The organism is Streptomyces sp. NPDC015346, assembly GCF_043078785.1.
In the GTDB taxonomy this organism is placed as follows: Bacteria; Actinomycetota; Actinomycetes; order Streptomycetales; family Streptomycetaceae; genus Streptomyces.
The window spans coordinates 316625-337500 of the sequence record NZ_JBIBTW010000003.1 but is presented as its reverse complement, the minus strand read 5'-3'; the positions used below and the strand labels follow the sequence as shown (position 1 = coordinate 337500).

The window sequence follows — 20876 nt, the reverse complement described above, 5'->3', positions numbered from 1 at the left end:
GTGTTGCATGAGCGCCAGGCCGCTGGGCATGGCGGCTCCACACTCGCCTGCGTTCACGCGGACATGCCTGAGTTCCACAAGAGACGAATTGGTGAACGATGGCTTACGTATGGTTCTGTGGGTGGCCGCGAGCTTCCCGGGCCATTGCGGTCCCGGGTTTTCCACCTCAGGGGTTGCGGATTCGACCCGCGTCGGCCGACCTTCGCGGTCGACTGCCCAATGTTGCCCTGGCTGCGTTCTTGCCTGCTGTACAGGCTTGATTCCCTCTGCGAGCAGGAGCGAAAGGGCAAAGGCGTCAACTCGCCATGTCGTCGATTTCCGGCATCTGGAGTCAGCAACGCCGCGTAGGAACTGAGGAGTTGGCGAGACGATTCCACCGGCGTGCTTTTTCAACGCATGGGAGTGGGGGCCGGCTGAGGCCGCATCTGCCGAAGTCCCTGCAAAGCGACGGCCGTTGGGCCACGAGTGACGGGAAGAGACGCATGTCCCGGCAGCACCGCACCGACGAGGGACTCGGATGCTCCCGGTGCGGCCTGACCTGCAAGATCCACCCCGCCGGTGAGGGTGGACGCCGCCCCCTTGGCCCCGCTGATCACTCGGGGCCAGTGGGGCGACGCTCCCCAGCTCGTCCCGGCCATGAACCGCTGTCGGGCCGTGGCGGCGGGGTCGACAAACGCGGCTAGGTCTTCCAAGGCACCGTCACCGTCGCCTCGATCCGACTCTGGCTCCGCCCGTGATCTCCGCCGGTTCTAGTCGCCGACCGTGCCGTCGAGCATCTCGCGCAGGATGTCCAGGTGGCCGTTGTGGCGGGCCGTCTCCTCGGTGAGGTGGAGGAGGATCCAGCGCAGGTCGACGTGGAGGCCGTTGCGGATGGTTCCCTCGGCCCGCTCGTCCAGGTCGTTTCCGGCGACCAGTTCGCGGTAGCGGGCGCTCTGTTCCGCGTACTCGTCGAGCAACTGCGTGAGCGGGAAGTCGACGGCGATACGCATCTCGCGGTCGGGGTCCTCCTCCGTCATGGGGGCCCGGTCTTCCTCGCCGAGGAAGACCACCTGGAACCAGTAGTACTCGACCCAGCGGAGGTGGTTGATCACTCCGCTCATGGTCATCAGCGGTGAGCCCGGCAGGAGCGCCTTGCGGGCGTTCTCCGCCGAGACGCCGGCGCACTTGGCTCGGGCGGTGTCACGTGCGTAGTCGAGAAACGTGGTGAGCTGGGTGCGCTCGTCCCACGCGGGCGGCGTGTCATCGATTCTTGTCATCGCGCGAAGCGTCCCCGATCTCCGCACCCAATGTCGAGGCATTTGACGACGGGCCCTACCTGCCCCACCCAGGTCCGGTCCTCGTCCGGTGTGTCGCTACAGCGCTTCAGCGCCGACGGGCCGCCTGGCATGATCCGCCGGACAGGCCCTGGTCGATCCAGCATGTCCTCGGCCACGTGGGCGGTGCCGGTGTGGTGTGCGCTGTGGGGTCCATGACCGTCCAGAACGGTTTTCAGCGGGTGAGATCAGCCAGGCTGTTGAGCGCGGTGTCGATCTCTGCTGAAGTGTTGACAACGGCGGTACCCATCCGGGTGTAGGTCGACGTGGACAGCCGCACGCGCGCGGCGGCCGCGTGGTCGACGACCTGCTGATGAGTATGGCCTGCCACGCTGAAACAGGTGATCCCCGCTGACAGCTCCGCGTCGGCAGGAGTGTGCACGGTGACCCCCCGGATGCGGCCCAGTCCTTGCTTCACCTGCGTCGACAGTTGTGTGATGCGGGCGGCAACGCGAGCTCGCCCCAGCTGCTCATGCAGCGCTACCGCCACCGGCAGGGCAAAGGCATGTTCGAACGCCAGAAACCCGCCGGGCGACAGAGAGGCTGCTCCCCCGCTCCCGATGAAGCTCACGAACGTGGGCCGCAGCTGGTCGAGGACGTCCGGCGCCACCCAGACCAGCCCCGTTCCCCGTGGACCGAACAACCACTTGTGCGTTCCGGCGATCACCACGTCCGCGCCCAGGCCGGCGGCGTCCTCGTCCACCGCCGCCAGCCCGTGCACGCCGTCGACGACCAGCAGGCACCGGTCGGCAGGACTACGCCCTTGGTTGGCCCGGCGCACCACCTCGGCCACCGCACGCACCGGCATCCGAAGCCCGGTGCTGGACTGCACCCAGGTGATCCCCACGACTCTCGTGTTCGGGCGAATCGCCTCGCCGACGGCCGCTGCGATGCCCTCCACCGTAGCGGCCGCCGGATCGGCGAACCAGGAGACCAGCCGTAGCGTGTTGCCATGCTTCTCGGCGGCCACCCGGGCAGCGGTGCGATGAGAGATGTGGTCGTGCTCGGTCAACAGAAACTCTTGTCCCGGACGGGTCACGACGCCGTTGTAGACGACGCCCAGACCAATACTCGTGCTGGCCGTCATCGCGATGTCCTCGGCCCGGCCTCCCAGATAGGCCGCGAGCGCCTGGCGTACCCGGGGCCATCCGGTGGGACCGTCGGGCAGCGCCATCCCCGTGGGCACCGACAGGGGATTGGCGTCGACCTGTGCGCTCAGATGGTCCACCGCATCCCGCACCACCTTCGGATGCGAGGCCAGGTAGAACAACGCGAGGTTCACCCATCCAGGCTCCAGGCGAAACTGCGCCCGCAAGGCGTCCCAGTCCACACGCCCGTCGGGCTTGGTGACCGGCCGCTCCCCCTGTGCGTCCATCCCTACCACGCCGGAGCCGGGCACGAGGGCGACCGCCACCGCTCCCGCAGATCTCGCCAGCAGGTCACGTCGACTCGTCATCGACATCCAGCACCCCTTTGCACCGCGACCGGCGTCGCGGCGGCCGAATAGCTGTCCGGTGCCCTTCTGGCGACGAGGTTACGCAAGGGGGCTGCGGGTGTGCCTACAGCACCATCGGCCAAACGGCTTCTGCCCGTGATGCGATGTCGAGTCGGACACCCTTTCTTCCGGGATCGCTCTCGCTGTCCAGTGCCGCTGACGCCCCGCTGCAGGGAGCGGCGCCCCGCACGACCTCGGTGGGCACGCCGGGGCCGGGGCCCCTCGGGGCGCGTCTCGGGGCGCGGCTCGGAGCGCGGCTCGGAGCGCGGGCGGAGCTTGGTCAGCGCAGCGTCACCGCGCCGGTGCCCGCGTGGTACGCGTGCAGCGTGTCCGCGGTCGCCCTGCGGGACGGCGGGTGGAAGCCGGCCGCCTGCACCGCCGCCAACAGGTAGGCGATCTCGGGCGACTTGATGAAGGCGATGCCGCCCAGCGCGTCCACCGCCGTCGTCGCGGCACGCTTGATGCCGTGCCGGACCCCCTCCCGCACGAACAGCACCCGCGCGCTGAGCTCGTCGGACCGGTCGCCCTCGTCGAAGGCGCGGGCGATGGCCTCGAGCGCCGCCATGGACATCTCGATCTCGCACGCGGCGTCGGCGTAGAGCATCGGGCTGATCTTCGGGTTCGCCAGCATCCGCTCGAGCAGCAGCGACGCGGCGCCCAGGTAGGTGGCCGAGATCAGCAGGCCGAACCAGACATAGCCGGTCTTCTCGTGCTGGCCGGTCGGGTCGTCGACATCGTTCCAGAACAGCATGTCCGAGGGAATGAACACATCCTTGAGCACGACGGTGTCGCTCTGCGAGGCCGCCAGGACGTGGGTCTCCCAGAACGGCTCGACCGTGATCCCCTCGGACGCGGCCGGGATCACGATGACGCCGCGACGGCCCGTCGGCTCATCGGCGACGCCGGCGGTGAGCAGGTCCATGGACCCGGACAAGCTGCACGGCTGCTTTCTGCCGTTGACCTTGAAGCCGCCCTCGACCGCCCGCGCCGTCACGGTCGGCTTGAAGGCACTCGCCGCGCTGGTGCCGAGGTTGCCCTCGGAGAAGCCCGACGCGAGCAGCATCCTCGCGAGCACCACGGCCTTGAGGAGTTCCTTCTCGTCGTCGGTGCCAGTGGCGCTGTGCTCGATGAGTGTGGCGATCGACAGATGGTGCATGGCGGTGGCGGCACCGAGCGACGGCGACAGTGCGCCGATGGCCCTCTGCACGCGGACCGCCTCCAACGCGGATGCGCCGAGACCACCCCACTCCTCGGGCACCACCAGCGCGGGCGCGTCGGAATTCTTGAACATCTCGATGACCCCGCTGTCGCGGGCCTCGAGGTCGAGCAGGTCGTGCCCGGCGAGTTCCTTACGCAATCCGGGCAGGTAGCGCTGAAGAGCCGCGCGCTCCGTCGCCATCATGCGGATCGTCACGATGTCCCCCCTGTGTGTTGTCAGGTGTCTTGTCAGGCGACGAGCTGGCGGTCAGCGTCCAGCTCCAGCACGGTGTGGATGGCCTCGGCCGCCTCTTCCAGGTCGGCGAAGGTGTGCTCGGCGGTCACGGCCAGCCGCAGCAGGGCGCGATCGAGCGGCACCGCGGGGTAGTGCGCGAGGGCGGCGAACACCCCGCGCTCGTACAGCTCGTGCCACTTCGCGAACGCCCGCAAAGACTCGCCCACGACCACCGGCACGATCGGCGTCACCGCCTCGGCACCGTCGGGTCCGATCGCCGGGTCGGCCAGCGGAACCCCCCGCGAGGCAAGGGAGTCTCGAAGGAATCGGGCGTTCGCCAGGCATCGCTCGGCTCGCTCCTGGCCCTCGGCGGATCGGATGAGCCGGACCGCGGCAAGTGCGGCACCGATGGCGGCGGGCACCCCTGCCGCGGTGAACAGTAACGCTCGCCCGTTCGTCCGGATCGCGTCGATGAGGTCGCGTGAGCCCACCACGAAGCCACCGGTGGAAGCGATGCTCTTGGAGAACGTGCCCGTGCGCAGGGGTGTCTTGCCTGCCTTTCCGTAAAGCTCGGTGACGCCGGTCAAGTTCGGGCCGAGCACGCCGACCGAGTGCGCCTCGTCGACCAGCAGGAGGGCGTTGCGCTCCAGGCACACCTCCGCGATCCGGTCGATCGGCGCCAGGTCGCCCTCCATCGAGTACACGCCGTCCACGGTGACCATGGCCGGCCTGCCGTGCTTGGCCGCCGCGGCCAGTTTCGCGGCGAGGTTGTCGACGTCGTTGTGACGGAACCGTACGGACTGCGCGTCGGTGAACCTGGCCGCGTCGTGGAGCGAAGCGTGTGCGTCGGAGTCGGAGACGATCACGTCGCCGCGGCCGACCAGGGCGCCCACGGTCCCCAGGTTCGCCTGGTGCCCGGTGGTGAACACGATCGCGGCCTCGGTGCCGTACCAGTCGGCGATCTCGGCCTCCAGTTCCAGGTGCAGGTCGATCGTGCCGTTCAGCAGCCTGCTGCCGGTGGACCCGGCTCCGAACCGTTCCAGTGCCCGCCGCGCGCCCTCGATGACCAGCGGGTGGTCGGCGAGGCCGAGGTAGTTGTTCGACCCCAGCATCATGCGGGGGCGACCGTCCATGTCGATGCTGGGAGAGTTGGCCGACTGCATGGCACGGAAGTAGGGCGACTTGCCTTCCAGCTCCAGGGCCCGAAGGATTTTCATGCTCCAGTTCTCCTGGAGGCGCCGTACCATCTGGCTTTTCTGATTCCTGGGCACGAAAGGCCCCCCGTTTCGAGAAAAAGTCGTGTGTCCGGTGCGGATGGAGATCAGCTCCAGTTGCCCTTGCCGACAGGCCCCTCGTTGAACAGCTGCTGCCGCAGCGCCACTCGCTTGACCTTCCAGGTGGCCGTGCGCGGGATGTCGCTCCAGCTCAGGTGGATCGGGCTGTCGAGGTCGGGCAGACCGGTCAGAGCGGCGCGCCACCGCCGCGGGTCGATCTCCTCGCCGGAGTAGGTGGAGTAGACGATGCCGGGCTTGCTCTGCCGACGGGCCAGCACGATCACCTCGCTCGCTTCGGGCAGCCGGTCCAACAGCACGTCCTCGATGGCGATGCCGCTCGTGCCCTCGATCCGGTCGATCTCCCGGTCGACCAGCCGAATCATCCCGCTGCGCGACTTGATGCCGAGGTCACCGGTGTTCCACCACCAACCGCTGACCTTGTTGTCGTGGCGGTCCTGCTCACCGACATAGGAAAGACAACGGCCGGGCTGGTTGATCTCGACCAGGCCGACCTCCCCCTTCGGAAGCTCCCTTCCGGTGGCTGGGTCGGTGATACGGATCTTGGCGACCGTGGGCAGGGGCCAGCCCATGTACTGCGTGGGCGGCGGAAACCGGCCGACCTTGCGCACGACCGACTTGAAGTACGGCCGTAGCACGAGACCGCCGTTCTCCGTCTGGCTCCACGACTGCACCCAGACCGGCAGCCGCACGTCCGAGGCGTTGAGGAACTTGCGGATCGAGCGGGTGTGCACGGCGTCGAAGGAGCTGATGTAGAAGCGGACCTGCTTGAACAGCCTGCGCGGGTCGTCGAGCAGGTGCTCCAGGCGCAGGTACATGTTCGGGAGCATGTCGACGATCGTCGGGCGGTGCTCGGCGATCAGATCGGCGATGCGGTCGTCGGGCACGTCCGAGACCGCGAGGTACTTCGGCCCCACCGTGGCGATGGCGAACAGCGCGGTGAGGGTGTGCTGGTGGAAGAAGGGGTCGAAGAAGGCGAAGGTGTCGCTGTGCCGGAAGCCCATCCCGCCCCAGCGCTCGGTCTGGACGTGCGCGATGGAGTGCAGCGTCTCGGCGCTGTGCAGCGCCAACTTCGGGATGCCCGTCGTACCCGAGGTGTGGGTGGCGACCATCGGCTCGTCGAACTCGCGCAGTTCGACGGGCGCGGCGGGGCTGCCGGCCAGACTCTCGAAGGAGAGGGCACCGCCGGGCGGTGCGTCACCGGCGCCGATGACGATGGTCGTGCGGGTCAGCTTCGCCAGGGCTTCCGCGTCCAGCTCGGCGATCTTCAGCCGACCCGGGTCGGTCACCAGGAAGGGCTGCTCCATCCGCCGCAGCAACGTCGTGGCCACCTCATTGCCGTGGTTCCAGGCCAGCTGGAAGGGGATCGCGCCGATGCGGGCCGCGGCCGACCCGATGACCTGGACGTCCGGGTGGTTCGCCTTCATCACCGCGACGCGGTCCCACGGCCGCACTCCGGCCGCGTAGAGGCGAGCGGCCACGTCGTCGACCAGTGCGGCCCACCGCCGGTAGCTGAAGAGAGTGCCTGCGTCGGGCGCGATGTCCGCGGGCCGCGACAGGACGATCCGCTGGTTCGGAAAGCGCTGAGCCGCGAGGTGCCACGCCTCACCGTAACGACCGGTGGCCGGCGTCCGGGAGAACGGCGTGATCCGTTTGATGCCCCTGCTCGGGGTATAGACCTTGAGGAATTCCGGTACATCGGTCGTCATGGTTGGCCTTGGATGTCGAGTACGGATAGGGGGTTCGCGGCGCTCCCGGGATGCGGGAAGCGGCAGGAGCCGACACCGCGTCGAGCGAGCCGCCTCATGCCGACAGCGCGGCTCCGGCATCTGCCGCGTATGCCGGCTGACCGCACAGGTCGCATCCGTGATGGGCGATGGCCGGATGCCGGCAGGCTGCCGTACGGGACCGCAGTGCCGCGGCGGCCGCATACCCGGGAGGTGCGGCGAGCGGTGTCACGAGCCAGCCGGCGGGAGCGTCGGCGCGGTGGCCGGCGAACTCGGGTCCCAGTCCGATGTCCATGGTTCGAAGGTGGCCTGCGCCGAGGCCGGCTCCGTATCCCTTGAGGTACGCCTCTTTGCGGACCCAGCAATCGAGCAGCGCGCGGGGGCGGTGCGCCGAGGGCAGTCGGTGGATCGCTTCCTGCTCGTTCGGGTGGAGACGGCGCAGCAGTGCCGCGTCGGCGCGGTCAACGGCCTCCACGTCGATACCCACGCTCGTGCGGGCGAGGGCGAGCATGACGGTGGTGCGGGTGTGGGACAGGGAGAAGTGCAGGTTGCTCTGTGGAAGCGTTGGTCTGCCGTGGGGCTTGTGGCAGGAGGGGCAGGGGGCGCGCGAGATGGTGACGGCTCGTGGCGCGGTGCCGAGGCAGCTGGCGAGGATGAGTCTCAGGGCCAGGTGCGCGAGGACGTAGGTGTCGCGGCGGTCGGTGCTGAGGAAGCTGTTCGCGCGCCGGCGCTCGGTGGCGTCGAGCAGGTTCCCGAGGCGCTGGGCGCGGCCGGCGGTGTCCGGGTCGGCGTGCAGGGTCCACACATCGATGTGGTCGGCGGCCGGACGATATCCCGTGGGCGGGAGGGCGACTTGGGGCAGGAGGTGGTGCTGTGTCCAGGCTGTCATCCGCTTTCCTCTCGCCTGATGGGCGGTGCGGCGGTGTGGCGGTGTGGCGGTGATCGACCGGTCGGAGCGAGGCGGCGGCAGTGGCGCCGCTCCGTCAGGCGAGGCGGCGGTAAGTGCCGCGGTGGCGCAACAGTGGGTCGCCGCTTCCGTGAGTGGCAGTGGTGGTGACGGTGCCGATGAGGATGGTGTGGTCCCCACCAGGGTGGGTGGCGTGGACGCGGCAGGTCACGGCGGCGACGGCTTCGTCGAGGATCGGCACGGTGTCCTGGTAGTGGTACGGAACGCCGGCGAACCGCTCCATCAGGGGTTTCTCGGCGAAGACCTGCGAGGTGTGGGCCATGGTCACGGCGAGGATGTTCACCGCGAAAGCTCCGTGCTCGCGGATGAGGGCGAGAGTGCCGGAGTGGTTGGCCAGGCAGGCCAGGACGAGCAGCGGGTCGAGCGACAGTGAGGTGACGGCACTGGTCGTCATGCCGACCGGCCCGCACGGGGACATCGTGGTCAGCACCGTGACCCCGCCGGCCAGTTCGCCCATGACACGGCGGAACTGCTGCTGTCGCTCCTGGGCGGGGACATCGGGGGCGGCGGAACCCGTGCGGGGCACGGTGCTGTGCGGCATTTACGCCAACCTCCCGGTCACGAAGTCCTCGCGTAGACGACCGCGCTGACGCTTGCCGCTGGTGGTACGGGGGATTCCGCCGCGGCGCAGCACGATCACCCCATGCAGGTTGAACCCGAACGACTGGCGGACCAACGTGGCGGCTTCGCGTTTGAGGCGGGGGTGCTCGTCGGCGCGCAGGCGGGTTTCGATGACGGCGATGACGTGTTCCCCGCTGTCGTCGGTGTAGGAGAAGACAGCGCTGTTGCCGGCGTCGATGTCGGGGTGGGATTCGATGGTCTCTTCGACGTCGTAGGGCGGCAGGTTGCGTCCGTTGACGATGAGGAGTTCCTTGACGCGGCCGACGATGTAGAGGTCGCCGTCTCGGGTGAAGCCGAGGTCGCCGGTGGCGTGCGTGCGGTCGGTGACCGGGATCGGGGCGCCGCCGGCGGCCAGGTAGCCGGCCATGACGGAGTCGCCCTGGAGGTGGATCTCGCCGATCTCGTTGTCGCCGAGGGTGGTGCCGTCGGGGGTGCGGATGTGGACGGTGAGCCCGCCGAGCGGTCGGCCGCAGGCGACAACCGTGAGGGAGGGCCGGTCTCCGGTCGCGTCGGTGACCTTGTTGTGGTGGTGCAGGGCTTCGCGGTCGAGGCGCAGGGCTTTCACGCGGCCCCATGACAGGTCGCCCGGCGGGCGCCGGTCGAGGGACATGGTGGCGGCCAGGACGGTCTCGGCCATGCCGTAGCAGGGGATGATCACGTCTTCGCCGAGGTTCTGCTTGGCGAAGGTGTCACGGAAGTCCGTGAGGACCTGGAGCGGGATCGGCTCGGCACCGACGTACGCCTGTCGCAGCGTGGACAGGTCGAGGTCCAAGTCCGGTGTGCGGCGGAAGCGTTCGGTGGCGGTGCGGTAGCCGAAGGGTGGAGCGGTGGTGATGGTGGCGCCGCGCTGGGCGATGTGCCGCAGCCAGGACAGCGGGTCGCGCAGGAAGCTGATGGACGGCATGAGGTCCAGCGGCACGCCGCGGGTGAGGGTGGACAGGGTCAGGATGAAGCCCATGTCGTGGTGGAGCGGCAGCCAGTGGCACACCCGGTCCCGCTCGGGCGTGAGGTCCAGGGCGCGGTGGATGGCGCGGACATTGGCGTTGACCTGGGCGTACGTCAGCACTGCGGCTTTGGGGGCGCTGGTGGATCCGGACGTGAGCTGGATGTGGTGCGGGTCGTCCGGGCGCGGTGGGGTGAGCATCTCGTCGGTCGCCGGCGGGTGCTGGAGGTCGGCCATGGTCAGGAACCGCGGGCCGTCGTCGGTGGCGAGGGCGGCGGCGGTGGCGCTGTCGGCGGTGATGACGGCGGCGGGTTCGGTGACGGTGACGACGGCCCGGAACTGGCGGGTGCCGGTCGCGGTGTCGTCGCCCGGGTTGGGCGGGACGACGATCGTGCACGGGACCAGGCCGGTCAGCAGGCAGCCCCACAGGGCGGCCAGGTGGTCGGGGCCGGTGCCGAGGGGGAGCAGAACGCGGTCTCCCCGCCTCAGGCCGCGGGCCAGGAGCGCCCCCGCGACTCTCCTGGCCTGTTCGGCGAGCTGACGGTAGGTGAGGGACGCGGTGGTGCCGCGGGAGTCGAGGAAGGAGATGTCCGCGGTGTGGTCACCGAGGGCCTGGTAGTCGAGCAGGGCGGGTTCGTCGACAGTGGTGACGGCCATGGGCTGGTCCTTCACTTGTAGGCGCGGGCGGCTTTGGCGGTCACTCGCTCGCGGACGTAGTCGGCGAGGTCGCCGATGTGGGTGAAGGCGAACGCCTTCTGCTCGGGGATGAAGACCCGGAAGGTGTTCTCGATGCGGCTCATCGCGGCGACCAGGGTGATGGAGTCGAGCGGCAGGCTGAGCAGCGGCGTCGTGCGGTCGAGTTGGTCGAGGTCGACGTGGGCGAGGTCGGCCGGGTCGAGGACCTCGGTGAGGGCCTCGCGCAGTGCGGTGAGCAGCTCGTCGTCGGTGGGGGTGGCGGCGGCGGGTGTGGTGGTCACGGCCGGGTCTCTCCTGTGGGTGCGGTGATGGTGTCGCTTCGCGGGTCGAGGCCGAGCGCGGCTTTGCCGATCATGTCGCGCAGGGCGTCGAGGTTGGCGCCCATGACGGCGCCGGCGCGGGCGTCGCGGTAGTGCCGCTCGAGCGGGTTGGCGCGCAGGAAGCCGTGACCGCCGGTGACCTGCATGGCGGTGTCGGCGACGGCGATGGCGGCCTTGTTGCAGATGTACTTGGTCATGTTCAGCGCGGGGAGTGCTTCGAGGGGGTCGTTCTCGGCCGTCCAGGCTCCGTGCAGCAGGGACAGGCCGGCGGTGTGGACGGTGGTGGCCATGTCCGCGACGTGGAGGCGTACACCCTGGAATGCGGCCAGCGGCTGGCCGGTAGGCGCCAGTTTGCGGCGCATGACGTGGTCTTTGGCGAAGCCTTGGGCGGCTCGGGCGATGCCGAGGGAGGCGGAGGCCAGTCCGAGGATGAGGGCCGGCAGGGCGTGGGTGAGACGGGTCATGCCGCCGCCGGGGCCGCCGACACAGTTCGCGGCGGGGATACGGCAGTCGAGCAGCAGGGTGTTGGCGCTGTTGGCACGCATGCCCATCGCGTCCCAGGTCTGCTTGACGGTGAGGCCGTCGTGGTCGGCGGGGATGACGGCCATGGTCTGGCTGCGGCGGAACTCGGCTTCGCCGCTGTGGGCGTTGATGAGGTAGTAGTCGGCGTGCCCGGCGCCGGTGCAGAACGCCTTCGTACCGGCCAGGTGGACCGTGTCCCCGTCGGGGGTGGCGCGCAGTTGAGGGTTGAGGATGTTGCCGCCGGTGCCGGGTTCGGAGAATCCCCAGCTGAGCAGCTTCCCCTCGGAGGTGACCTCCTTCAGGACGCGTTCGGCGACCGGGTTGGTCGCGGCGTCGGCGGCCAGGAGGCGTGCGGCCCCCGAGTGCATGGCGAAGATCAGCGCGGTCGATCCGCATGCTTCGGCGAGCTCGGCGACGGCCAGTCCCCACGACGTGAGGTCGGCGCCGGTGCCGCCGTACCGGGTGGGCACCAGGAGGCCGAGGAGCTCGGCGTCGTGGAGGTCTGCGAAGTTCCGCGTCGGGAAGCCGGCGTCGCGGTCGTGCTCGGCGGCGCGGGGTGCCAGGCAGCGGCGGGCGACCGCCCGGGCCTGGTCGACGATGTCCTGCTGTTCACTGCTCAGTGCGAGGTCAACCATGAAAGCTCCTAGAAGGCCGCGGACACCGGGTGCCGCAGCGAGGTCACACGGGTGGCCAGCTGTTCCGGCGTGTAGAAGCGGGCGTCGATGATGACGTCACCGGCGGGCGGTGCGGTCGTTGGTGTGCCGGCGTAGACGGCGTTCCCGTACACGGTCAACGAAAGCTGGGCCGGCCGGTCGGCGACGGGAATGGGTTCGCGGTGCCCGTGTCCGAGCTGCCAACGGTGGGTGGCCACCATGTCGGTGGGCCTGTCGCAGGCGCTCGCGCAGGCCGGCGGGGCGAGCTGGTGGTGGCGGGCGGTGGGGCATGAACGGGCCCAGGCGAGCGGGGTGACGTCGAGCAGGCGCCGCACCGTCAGACCGCTCTTCTCGGGGACGCGGGCGGCGGCCTCGCTCTCCAGGGCCGTGATGCCGAAGACGGCCAGTTCGTGCAGGTAAGCCTCCTCGAACACCGGCTCCTCGAGCGGGCCGCGCGGCGCCTGAGCGGCGTCGTGGGGCCGTCCGGGCATCAGGGCGAGGCCCGCGGCCAGTTCGCAGCAGGTGTCGGTGAGCGCGGCGGCGGTACCGAGGTCGTTGACGGTCATGGTGAGCGGCCCGTGCCCCGCCAGGTCCCGTGCCAGGCCGACGAGGCGCGTACCGGTGCGTTGCCAGGCGGCCGGCAGGACGACACCGGCTCGCAGCCCCGCCTGCCGGATCCTGTCCATCGCCTGGCGCAACGCGTTCTCGTCAGGCAGCTTGGCCGCGCAGCCTTCCTGCCCGATGCTCACCGCGTCGACCGGCAGGCCGAGCACCTCGTCGAGCCGGCCCAGGGTGGTCAGGCGGACTTCCACAGTCATTGCTTCCCCCCTTTCTTGTCAGACGTGGGCGCGTTTCTTGTCAGACGTGGGCGCGGCGGCGGGCGGTGTCACGGAAGCGGCAGCGTTGCTGCTCGCACATCCGGGGCACCCAGCCCATCTGCCACATCAGCTCGACGCGGTCGATGTCGGCGATCGTCCGCTTGGTGCTCCAGCCCTTGGCGACACCGTTCAGAGCACGCCGGTACATCTGGGTGATCTTGGCGTTCTGGCGGACGATGGGGCTCTCCCGGCCGGGGATCTGCAGCGCCGTCACTCCGAGCGCCACCAGGGAGGGCACGTCGCACAGGGCGCAGTCGGACGCCCCGTCGAGGAATCCGCCCAGGTCCCTCACCGCTTCCTCAGGCGCAGGGCTGCCCTGGTAGCCGGCGCGGCAGCCGAGGCCGGAGCCGGGCTGGTCGGGCAGTCGGCAGGCGTGGCAGTTCCCGCCGGACCCGGTCTGCACGGGGACTTCGACCTCCAGGCCGTCGACCGCGCAGAACGCCGCGATCTCATCCAGCGTGGTGGCGTGCGGGACGACGATCCGCCCGACCCCGTAGACCTCTCGCAGCCGCTTCGCGTAGGCGACGGTGGTCACCCCGAGGTGGGAGCCGGCGACGAGCGGCACGCCCGGATGCTCGTCGGCGATCCAGCGGGCGGCGGCCAGGGCGCCGACGACGACGGTGTCGGCGCCCGCGTCGATGCCCTGGGCGACATGGGCCAGGAACGTGTCCTTGTCGCCGGTGGTGACGGCGGGGGCGTCCGCGCACAAGTGGACTCTCATACCGGCCGCGTGGGCCTGGGTGATGATCTCCTTGAGCAGACGCCGGTTGGAGACCTGCGTGGGGTCTCCGTCCCGCTTGCCCGGCAGGGCGTCGAAGCTGGCTCCCGTACCGGCCGGTGGCCGGTGGGCGAGGTAGATCTCGGTCGCGCCTCCGGTGATCTGCAGTTCCAGCATCTGCAGGTTGCGCACCGGTGCGTCGATCCCCACCGATGCCGCCGCCGCGGGATCGGGCACCGCCACGAACGCCACTTCGCGTTCGGTGTGCGGCGGCGCCATCTCCCACTGCTCGCTCGCGTCATTGCTCACTGCTCTGCGCCCCCGTCGCTTACCGCTGTGTGTCGTGCTGGGATACCGGCCCCGGGCCGGTCCCCGGATGTCAGGCGTGGGTCGGCTGTGGCGCGTCGGCCGGGCCGAGCGCCCGCAGCTTGCCGACCGCGTCGACCGTTCGCGCCGCGGCCGCGGTGACGGACTCCACGGTGGTGGTACGGCCGGGGCTGAACCGGACCGCGGAGCGGGCCCGTTGGGCCCCGATCCCCATGGCGGTCAGCACATGGGACGGCTCGTCGCTGCCCGCATGGCAGGCGGAGCCGGCCGAGACGCAGACGCCGTGCGCCGCGAGGACGTCGACAAGGGTGTCGCCGCGCACTCCGGTGAAGGACACGTTCAGCGTCTCCGGCAGGCACGGCGCCCCGTCGCCGTTGACCGCGATGTCGCCCGCTTCCTCAAGCCCCTTCAGGAGATGGGCACGCACCGTGTGCCGGTACGCCTGATAGGAAGGATCGTCCAGGTGGCGCAGGGCCGCTGTGGCGGCCGCGGCCATGCCCAGTACGCCGGGGACGTTCTCGGTTCCCGCGCGCAGGCCGCGCTCCTGGCTGCCGCCGCGGATCAGCGGTGACAGTCTCACCCCTGGGGCGACCTTCAGCGCGCCGACGCCTTTGGGGCCGTAGAACTTGTGCGCCGAGACGGACACCAGGTCCGCTCCGAGTCCGGTGAGGGAGATCTTGCCCGCGGTCTGCACGGCGTCGGTGTGCATCAGCGCACCGGCTTCGTGGGCGATGGCGGCGATGGCGGCGACGGGCTGGATGACGCCGGTCTCGTTGTTGGCGTGCATGACCGACACGAGCGCCGTGTTCGGCCGCAGCGCGCGACGTACGTCCTCGGGGTCGATCCAGCCCCTGCCGTCCGGCCTGAGGACCGTGATCTCAGCGCCCAGTTCGCGGGCCATGGCGCACGATTCGAGGACCGCGGAGTGCTCGATGGCGGTGGTGATCACGTGGACCGGCCTGCCGCCGGAAGTGGCAGACAGGACGGTGCCGCACACAGCGAGTGCGTCCGCCTCGGAGCCGCCGCCGGTGAACACGACGTCGTCCGCCGCGCAGTCCAGCAGGGCCGCCATCTGGGCCCGGGAGGACTCCAGGGCCTCCTTGGCCTCGTCGCCGGCGTCGTGCCGGCTGGAGGGGTTGCCGGTGATGCTCATCCCGGCCAGGACCGCGTCGACCGCTTCACGGCAGACGGGACTGGTGGCGGCGTGGTCGAGGTAGATGCCCGGGCCGCCCACCGTGGGCTGGGGCGGGCTAGGCACAGATGAGGGGTGCGTCATCGTCGACCCCCTCCCGGTGGTTGGTCACCAGGCGGTGTGCCACCTGCCGGCCGAGCGCGGCGACGTGCCGCTGGTCGGGGGCGAGGCCATCGAGCAGGGCCTCGACCCGCTCGTCGTCCCACGCCTCGATCTCGCCGAGCTCGGCCCCCAGGGCGGCTTCGGTGATGGCGCTGGCAGTGGCCAGCGAGGCGGCGCAACCGTGGGCGCGGAAGCGGATCTCGGCCACCGTGCCGTCGTTGATGCGGGCGGTCAGCATGATCTGGTCGCCACACACCGGGTTGCCGATGAAGGCCCGCACATCGGGGTTCTCGAGCTCGCCGGCGTTGCGTGGGTTGGTGAAGTGGTCCACCACGGTGGGGCTGTAGCGGGGCATCGTGTCAGCCCTCCATCGGCGCGGCAGCGGCGGGGACCTCGCACTCGGCGACGATCTCCTGGCTGTCGATGAACTTCTCGATGCTCACCGCGCAGCAGCCGAGTTCGGCGCCCTGCAGGCGGCGGCGGAAGGAGACCGTCTGACCGGTGCGGCCGCACGGGCAGGGAGTGTGGTCGACCTCGCCGACATCCTCGCTGAGGATGAAGGCCGGGTATCCGGTGGACAGAGCGTCCAGCAGGGCGATGACGCCGGTCTTGCCCGGAGCGACTTCGACGTCGGTGTTCTCGACGTCCCGGATCGAGATGTAGGACCACGGCGGGACGTGCTTGCGGTGGTGCTCGCACTCCATGGCCAGCATGTTCGACTCGATCATGCCGTACATGTCGCGGACCCGGTCGGCGGGAATGCCGAGGTACTTCTCGATCTTGGCGTTGAACTCCTCGCGGCTGATCGACTCGCCGGTGTACCGCTTCCAACCGCCGAGAGTGATCACGAGGGACTCGGGGTCGAGCTTGAGAGTGATGTCCTCCAGCTCCAGGTAGCGCAGGAGCCGGCCGACGAGGAACGGCGGGCCGATGATGTGCCGTGTCATCGACTCCTCCCACTTGTCGAGCTGACCGAGCGCTTCCTCGGGGTCGAAGGCGTAGTCGCGCACGATGTAGGCGTGGTCGTCCAGGAGGCCGTTGAGGACGTTGAACGCCTTGACCATGCCCATCTCCGGCGTCTCGGCCGTCGAAGGGCACAGGAACAGGCCCGCGCCCTTGCCGACCTGGAAGAACTCCCGGTACTGGGCGAAGATCGCGGTCATCACGCGGCTGACCGTCTTCACGTCACGACGGGCGACGCTCGGCACGCCGCCGGTGCCGGTGGAGCGGATCTCCAGCTCGACATCGGTCAGCGGCGCGGTCATCAGCACGTGCGCGTCGGGCTGCTTGAACATCCGCACCGGCAGCAGCGGGATCTTCACCAGGTCGGCCGGCGTCCTGATGTCGTCGGCCGACACACCGGCGGCCTCGCACTGGGCGCGGTAGAAGGCGTTGTGCTCGGCGTGCTCGGCGAACGAGCCGCGCATCGCGGCGGTCACCGAGGCTTCCCACTCGCTCTCGGGCTGGCGGAAAGCGACGTCCGGACAGCCGAGCATGGCAGCGAGTTCCATGAATCCCCCTTGGATTTGGGCAGCGAGAACTGCACACTGCGGTCGGGTGGTTGGCTCGAACCGACCCTGACCGCGGCGCGACCTACTATTGCAGTAGTACTACGTGGATAGTCAAGGATCGTCCGATGTCCTATGCTGCTCGCCATGGCGAGACTGGGTGACCTTGAGCGAGCGGTACTGGATTGCCTGTGGCAGGCCGAGCAGCCGCAGACCGTGCGCGAGGTGCACGAGGCGCTCGCCGAACGGCAGCTCGCCTACACAACCGTCATGACCACGCTGCAGCGCCTCGCGCGCAAGGGCATGGTCACCCAGGACGCGCAGGCCCGGGCCCACCTCTTCAGCGCGGTGGCCACCCGGGAGGAGATGTTCACCGAGCTCATGACCGACGCCCTGGGGATCGCCGGCGACGAGCACGAGGCGATGCTCCGGTTCGTCGACGGGATCAGCCCTGAGGCCCGCGCGGCCCTGGCCGAAAGGCTCGAGCGCGACAACCGGGCGTGATCCAGCGACGCCACAGGCCGGACAGCGTGACGCCGCGCCGGCACCAAGCCTGACTCCAGGGGTGGAAGCCAGGCCGCACAGGCGAGAACAAGTGAAACCAAAGTAACGGGGGGTTACGTGGATGCGCTGTGTCTTGTGCTGTTGTCCATCCTGCTGCTGGCAGGAGTGTCAGCTGTGGTCACCCACACCAAATGGCCCTACCGCGCCCCGTGCGCGGCCCTGTGCCTCTGGCTCGCCGGATGCGTCGCCGCGCTGACCGGCCTGCTGACCGCCAGCTACGCGATGGTCGTCCACTTCGAGGAGATCGCGCGGCACCAGATCCTGCTGCTGCCCGTCGACCTCACCGCTGTCCTCGTCGCCTGGGGCTTCGCCGGTCGCGTCCTGAGCGCCTACGTCCGGATCCATCGCAAAGGAAGAAAGCGGCGTCAGCGGCATCTGCACCTGCTGACGCTGTTCGGCAAGAGCGTGCACGACCTCCAGGCGGTGATACTGCCCAGCCGTCAGCCCCTCGCGTACAGCGTGCCAGGACCCGACGGCGGCCACGCCGTCATCTCCGACCGCGTCCTGGCCGAGTTCACCCGCGAGGAGGTCGATTCCGTCCTCGCCCACGAAAAAGCCCACCTGCGGCAACGCCATCACCTGCTCACCGAGTTCAGCGACGCCTGGTGCGCGGCGCTGTCCAAGCGCTCCTTCGCCGTCCGTTTCGCCGAGCGCTTTCACGGTCTGATCGAGATGCGGGCCGACTGCGCCGCCAGCGTCCGGTGCGGCCGCCGCGCCACCGCGTCCGCGCTCGCGCGTATGGCGTACGACAAGAGCCCTGACACCGACGCCGACTTCGGCTGCCCGGTGGCCGCACGACGCCGGCACCTGCTGACCAACGACCGATGTTGCACCTCGTTGACCGCCTCCACGGTCTTCTGCGTGGCCTGCGCCGTCGCTGTCGCTCCCGCGGCCCTCACGGCCGCCGGCGTCCTAGCCGCCCTCTGTGCCTGGATGTGCCACTGACCGCCCTCCACACGAGGGCTTTTTTGTTGAGCCGAGAACGTTCTTCGAGAAGGGATCGCTGATGACAGAGTCGCGAGTCTCCGAGTCCATCGAGATCGCTGTGCCGCCGAGCGTCGTGTACGCGGCGGTGACGAACGTAGCCGACATGGGCCGCTGGAGCCCGGAATGCACCGGCGCGAGCGTCAAGGACGAGGGCCCGCGCCGGCAGGTGCGGGCCGGTATGAAGTTCACCGGCCACAACCGCTCCGCCAAGCGGCCGTGGTCCACCCAGTGCACCGTCACCGCGGCGGAGCCGGGCGTGAAGTTCACCTTCCTCTCCCGCGGTGTGGGGCTGCGCGTCGCCCTGTGGAGCTATCGCTTCGAGCCGCTCGACCACGGCCGGGCGACCAAGGTCACCGAGACCTGGATCGACCAGCGCGGCTGGTTCATGCACTTCATCGGCCCCAAGGTCAGCGGCATCCACGACCGGGCCACCCACAACCGACAGACCATGCGGGTAACCCTCCAGCGCCTGAAGGAGACACTGGAGAAGGAACACCGGTCCACCTGACCGCGCGGACGGGGAGGGGCACGCCGGCATGGTGTGCCCCTCCCGCCGCTGTCCGCGGGCAGTCGGCCCAGGGGGCCGTGCTGCCAGGCCGGGCGGGGGTGACCGGCCCCACAGCGGGTGGGCGCGGCACGGCACGGGGGAAGGAGCCGTACCGCGCCCGGCCTGGCCGCCCCGGCACGGGCCGGGGCGGCCAGGGGCCTTTACGGGCTCGCGCTTTCGACCTTCGCACCGGTCGGCTCTGCCGGGACCGGAGTCTTGTCCCGGGCAGGGAGCAGTGCGACCACCACCACCGCGATGACCGCGGCGAGGGCCGCGCAGATCAGCGAGACCGTGGACATGCCGGCCACGAAGGCATCGCGTGCCGAGTCCGCGATGCCACCTGCCTGTGCGGCAGGGAGCTTCTCCGCGACCTGGATGGCTCCGGCCACGTTGTCCCGGATCGTCTCCTGCGCCTGTTCCGGCAGCGCGGAGGGGATGTCGTCCTCGACATTGTTGCGGTAAGCGGAGTTCAGTGAGCTGCCGAGGACGGCGACTCCCACCGACGCGCCGATCTGGCGCATGCTGTTGGCCAGCGCGGACCCCGCACCGACCTGGTCGGCGGGAAGGGAGCTGAGGATCGCGTCCAGCGTGGTGGGCATGGTGAAGCCCAGCGCCAGGCCCATGATGGCCAGTGCCGCGCCGGTCACGGTGAAGTCGGTGTCGGGATCCACGGTGGAGAGCAGCCCGAGCCCCGCGACCCACAGCACCATTCCGGTGGCGACGATGACCTTCGTGCCGATCTTGCCGACCAGACGGCCGCCGACCGCGGCCGCGATGATCAGCGCACCGATCATCGGCAGCAGGTGAAGGCCGGTGTCCATGGCGTCCTTGCCCTGTACCTGCTGCAGGAACTGAGGCACCACGAACAGCACTCCGAACAGGATGAACATCACCGCGGAGATCGCGACGCTGGACCAGGTGTAGCGGGCGTTACGGAAGAAGCCCAGGTCCACCAGCGGGCTGGACGCCTTACGCAGCCACACCAGCAGCAGGCCCAACAGGACAAGGCCGCCGATCATGGTCAGCAGGACGACGGGGTCGTCCCAGCCGGCGTTCGGGACCTCGATGACGCCGTAGACGAACGCCGAAACGCCCAGCAGCGACAGGGCGGCGCCGATGAAGTCGAGTCGCTTGGCGTGCGGGTCGCGGGTCTCCGGCACGAACAGCAGCATGCCGATGACGGCCACGATGACGACGGGGACGTTGATCAGGAAGATCGAGCCCCACCAGAAGTTGTTCAACAGCCAGCCGCCGGCCAGCGGGCCGAGCGGGAGCCCGAGGGCGAACCCGGCGGTGGCGATCGCCATGGCCTTGGACCGCTCCTCCTGGGGGAACATCAGCGGCACGATCGACAACGCCAGCGGGGTGATCGCCGCAGCTCCGGCACCCATGACGAGGCGAGCGACGATCAGGCCGTCAGGGCTGTCGACGCCCAGGACCATCAGGGAGCCGATGCCGAACAGCAACAGGCCACCGACAAGGACGAGTCGGCGTCCGATGCGGTCGCCGAGCACGCCGAACGGCAGGAGCAGACCGGCGAAGGGAAGGGTGTAGCCGTCGGTGAACCACTGCAGCTCAGTGGTCGTCGCCTCGAGATCCGTGGCCAGCGTCGGCAGCGCGACCGTCAGGATCGTCGCGTCCAGGCCGACAATCATCAAGCCGAAGACGGGCGCGGCCAGAGCCAGCCAGCGGTTACGTGCGAGCCCGCTGTTTCCGGGCGATGATGGATCAGTTGCGGTGGTGCCGGGCATTGCCATGGATGCTCCTCAGCAGGGCGCAGACTAAGAGTCGATGAAGTGCCGGGGTGCGCAGTCGAAAGCCCCCTGAGCTGTTGCCATGCCGCTCAGGGGGCCGATGCACAGCCCCCTCATGAAGTTCAGGGCGCCAGGCCCCGGCTGCCGCGAGCAGCAGCGTTGTTCAGGTCAGTTGCAGCAGGCACATCCTGGGGCGCAGCCGCAGGCGTCGTCGCAGACGTCGTCGCAGACGTCGTCGCAGACGTCGTCGCAGACGTCGTCGCAGACGTCGTCGCAGACGTCGTCGCAGACGTCGTCGCAGACGTCGTCGCAGAACGT

The 20876-nt window shown here is 69.6% G+C and carries 19 protein-coding genes; 3 read left to right on the top strand and 16 right to left on the bottom strand.

The genetic code is table 11. From position 1 onward, the window contains the following. Positions 1-749: 749 nt before the first annotated feature. The 15 genes from ACF06X_RS12450 to ACF06X_RS12380 form a co-directional block, all read right to left on the bottom strand. Positions 750-1256, bottom strand: a complete 507-nt coding sequence (locus ACF06X_RS12450) for a DinB family protein (protein ID WP_392287204.1) — start codon at positions 1254-1256, stop codon at positions 750-752. A 232-nt stretch (positions 1257-1488) separates the two neighbouring features. Beyond that, positions 1489-2775 (bottom strand): aminotransferase class V-fold PLP-dependent enzyme, encoded by a 1287-nt coding sequence (locus ACF06X_RS12445; RefSeq protein WP_392287203.1) that lies wholly within the window; start codon positions 2773-2775, stop codon positions 1489-1491. A gap of 313 nt (positions 2776-3088) precedes the next feature. Then, a complete protein-coding gene (locus tag ACF06X_RS12440) occupies positions 3089-4222 on the bottom strand; it encodes an acyl-CoA dehydrogenase family protein (RefSeq protein WP_392287202.1) in 1134 nt (377 codons plus the stop codon). Between the two features lie 32 nt (positions 4223-4254). Then, positions 4255-5457 (bottom strand): aminotransferase class I/II-fold pyridoxal phosphate-dependent enzyme, encoded by a 1203-nt coding sequence (locus tag ACF06X_RS12435; RefSeq protein WP_392287201.1) that lies wholly within the window; start codon positions 5455-5457, stop codon positions 4255-4257. A gap of 104 nt (positions 5458-5561) precedes the next feature. Next, positions 5562-7241 carry a class I adenylate-forming enzyme family protein gene (locus tag ACF06X_RS12430; protein WP_392287200.1) on the bottom strand — a complete coding sequence of 560 codons (1680 nt, stop codon included), beginning with the start codon at positions 7239-7241 and terminating at the stop codon, positions 5562-5564. Positions 7242-7335: 94 nt separating this feature from the next. Next, positions 7336-8148, bottom strand: coding sequence for a 4'-phosphopantetheinyl transferase family protein (locus tag ACF06X_RS12425; RefSeq protein ID WP_392287199.1), 813 nt, complete (start codon positions 8146-8148; stop codon positions 7336-7338). 94 nt (positions 8149-8242) lie between these two features. Beyond that, the gene (locus ACF06X_RS12420) at positions 8243-8767 is read right to left on the bottom strand and encodes a flavin reductase family protein (RefSeq protein ID WP_392287198.1); all 525 of its coding nucleotides are present in this window, start codon (positions 8765-8767) and stop codon (positions 8243-8245) included. Beyond that, positions 8768-10447 (bottom strand): AMP-binding protein, encoded by a 1680-nt coding sequence (locus tag ACF06X_RS12415; protein WP_392287197.1) that lies wholly within the window; start codon positions 10445-10447, stop codon positions 8768-8770. Between the two features lie 11 nt (positions 10448-10458). After that, the gene (locus tag ACF06X_RS12410) at positions 10459-10767 is read right to left on the bottom strand and encodes an acyl carrier protein (protein ID WP_392287196.1); all 309 of its coding nucleotides are present in this window, start codon (positions 10765-10767) and stop codon (positions 10459-10461) included. Then, complete coding sequence (locus ACF06X_RS12405) at positions 10764-11963, bottom strand: acyl-CoA dehydrogenase family protein (protein ID WP_392287195.1); 1200 nt, start codon at positions 11961-11963, stop codon at positions 10764-10766. The genes ACF06X_RS12410 and ACF06X_RS12405 overlap by 4 nt, the downstream gene beginning before the upstream one ends. 8 nt (positions 11964-11971) lie before the next feature. Continuing rightward, on the bottom strand, positions 11972-12799 hold the full coding sequence (locus ACF06X_RS12400) for a hypothetical protein (protein ID WP_392287194.1): 828 nt from the start codon (positions 12797-12799) through the stop codon (positions 11972-11974). Positions 12800-12839: 40 nt separating this feature from the next. Beyond that, positions 12840-13886 carry a peptidase U32 family protein gene (locus ACF06X_RS12395; protein ID WP_392287193.1) on the bottom strand — a complete coding sequence of 349 codons (1047 nt, stop codon included), beginning with the start codon at positions 13884-13886 and terminating at the stop codon, positions 12840-12842. A 70-nt stretch (positions 13887-13956) separates the two neighbouring features. After that, a complete protein-coding gene (locus ACF06X_RS12390; protein ID WP_392287192.1) occupies positions 13957-15162 on the bottom strand; it encodes a cysteine desulfurase family protein in 1206 nt (401 codons plus the stop codon). Then, complete coding sequence (locus ACF06X_RS12385) at positions 15155-15553, bottom strand: iron-sulfur cluster assembly scaffold protein (RefSeq protein ID WP_392287191.1); 399 nt, start codon at positions 15551-15553, stop codon at positions 15155-15157. The genes ACF06X_RS12390 and ACF06X_RS12385 overlap by 8 nt, the downstream gene beginning before the upstream one ends. A 4-nt stretch (positions 15554-15557) precedes the next feature. Continuing rightward, positions 15558-16709: a hypothetical protein gene (locus ACF06X_RS12380; protein ID WP_392287190.1), complete on the bottom strand. Its 1152-nt coding sequence runs from the start codon at positions 16707-16709 to the stop codon at positions 15558-15560. Positions 16710-16853: 144 nt separating this feature from the next. Here ACF06X_RS12380 and ACF06X_RS12375 point away from each other — a divergent pair, with 144 nt between their 5' ends. The 3 genes from ACF06X_RS12375 to ACF06X_RS12365 all read left to right on the top strand — a co-directional run bounded on the left by ACF06X_RS12375 (position 16854) and on the right by ACF06X_RS12365 (position 18765). Then, positions 16854-17210, top strand: coding sequence for a BlaI/MecI/CopY family transcriptional regulator (locus ACF06X_RS12375; RefSeq protein WP_392287189.1), 357 nt, complete (start codon positions 16854-16856; stop codon positions 17208-17210). A gap of 135 nt (positions 17211-17345) precedes the next feature. Continuing rightward, the gene (locus ACF06X_RS12370) at positions 17346-18215 is read left to right on the top strand and encodes a M56 family metallopeptidase (protein ID WP_392287188.1); all 870 of its coding nucleotides are present in this window, start codon (positions 17346-17348) and stop codon (positions 18213-18215) included. 61 nt (positions 18216-18276) lie between these two features. Next, positions 18277-18765, top strand: coding sequence for an SRPBCC family protein (locus ACF06X_RS12365; RefSeq protein WP_392287187.1), 489 nt, complete (start codon positions 18277-18279; stop codon positions 18763-18765). A 200-nt stretch (positions 18766-18965) separates the two neighbouring features. Here ACF06X_RS12365 and ACF06X_RS12360 read toward each other — a convergent pair whose 3' ends face one another. Further along, positions 18966-20561 (bottom strand): DHA2 family efflux MFS transporter permease subunit, encoded by a 1596-nt coding sequence (locus ACF06X_RS12360; protein ID WP_392287186.1) that lies wholly within the window; start codon positions 20559-20561, stop codon positions 18966-18968. Positions 20562-20876: the final 315 nt, after the last annotated feature.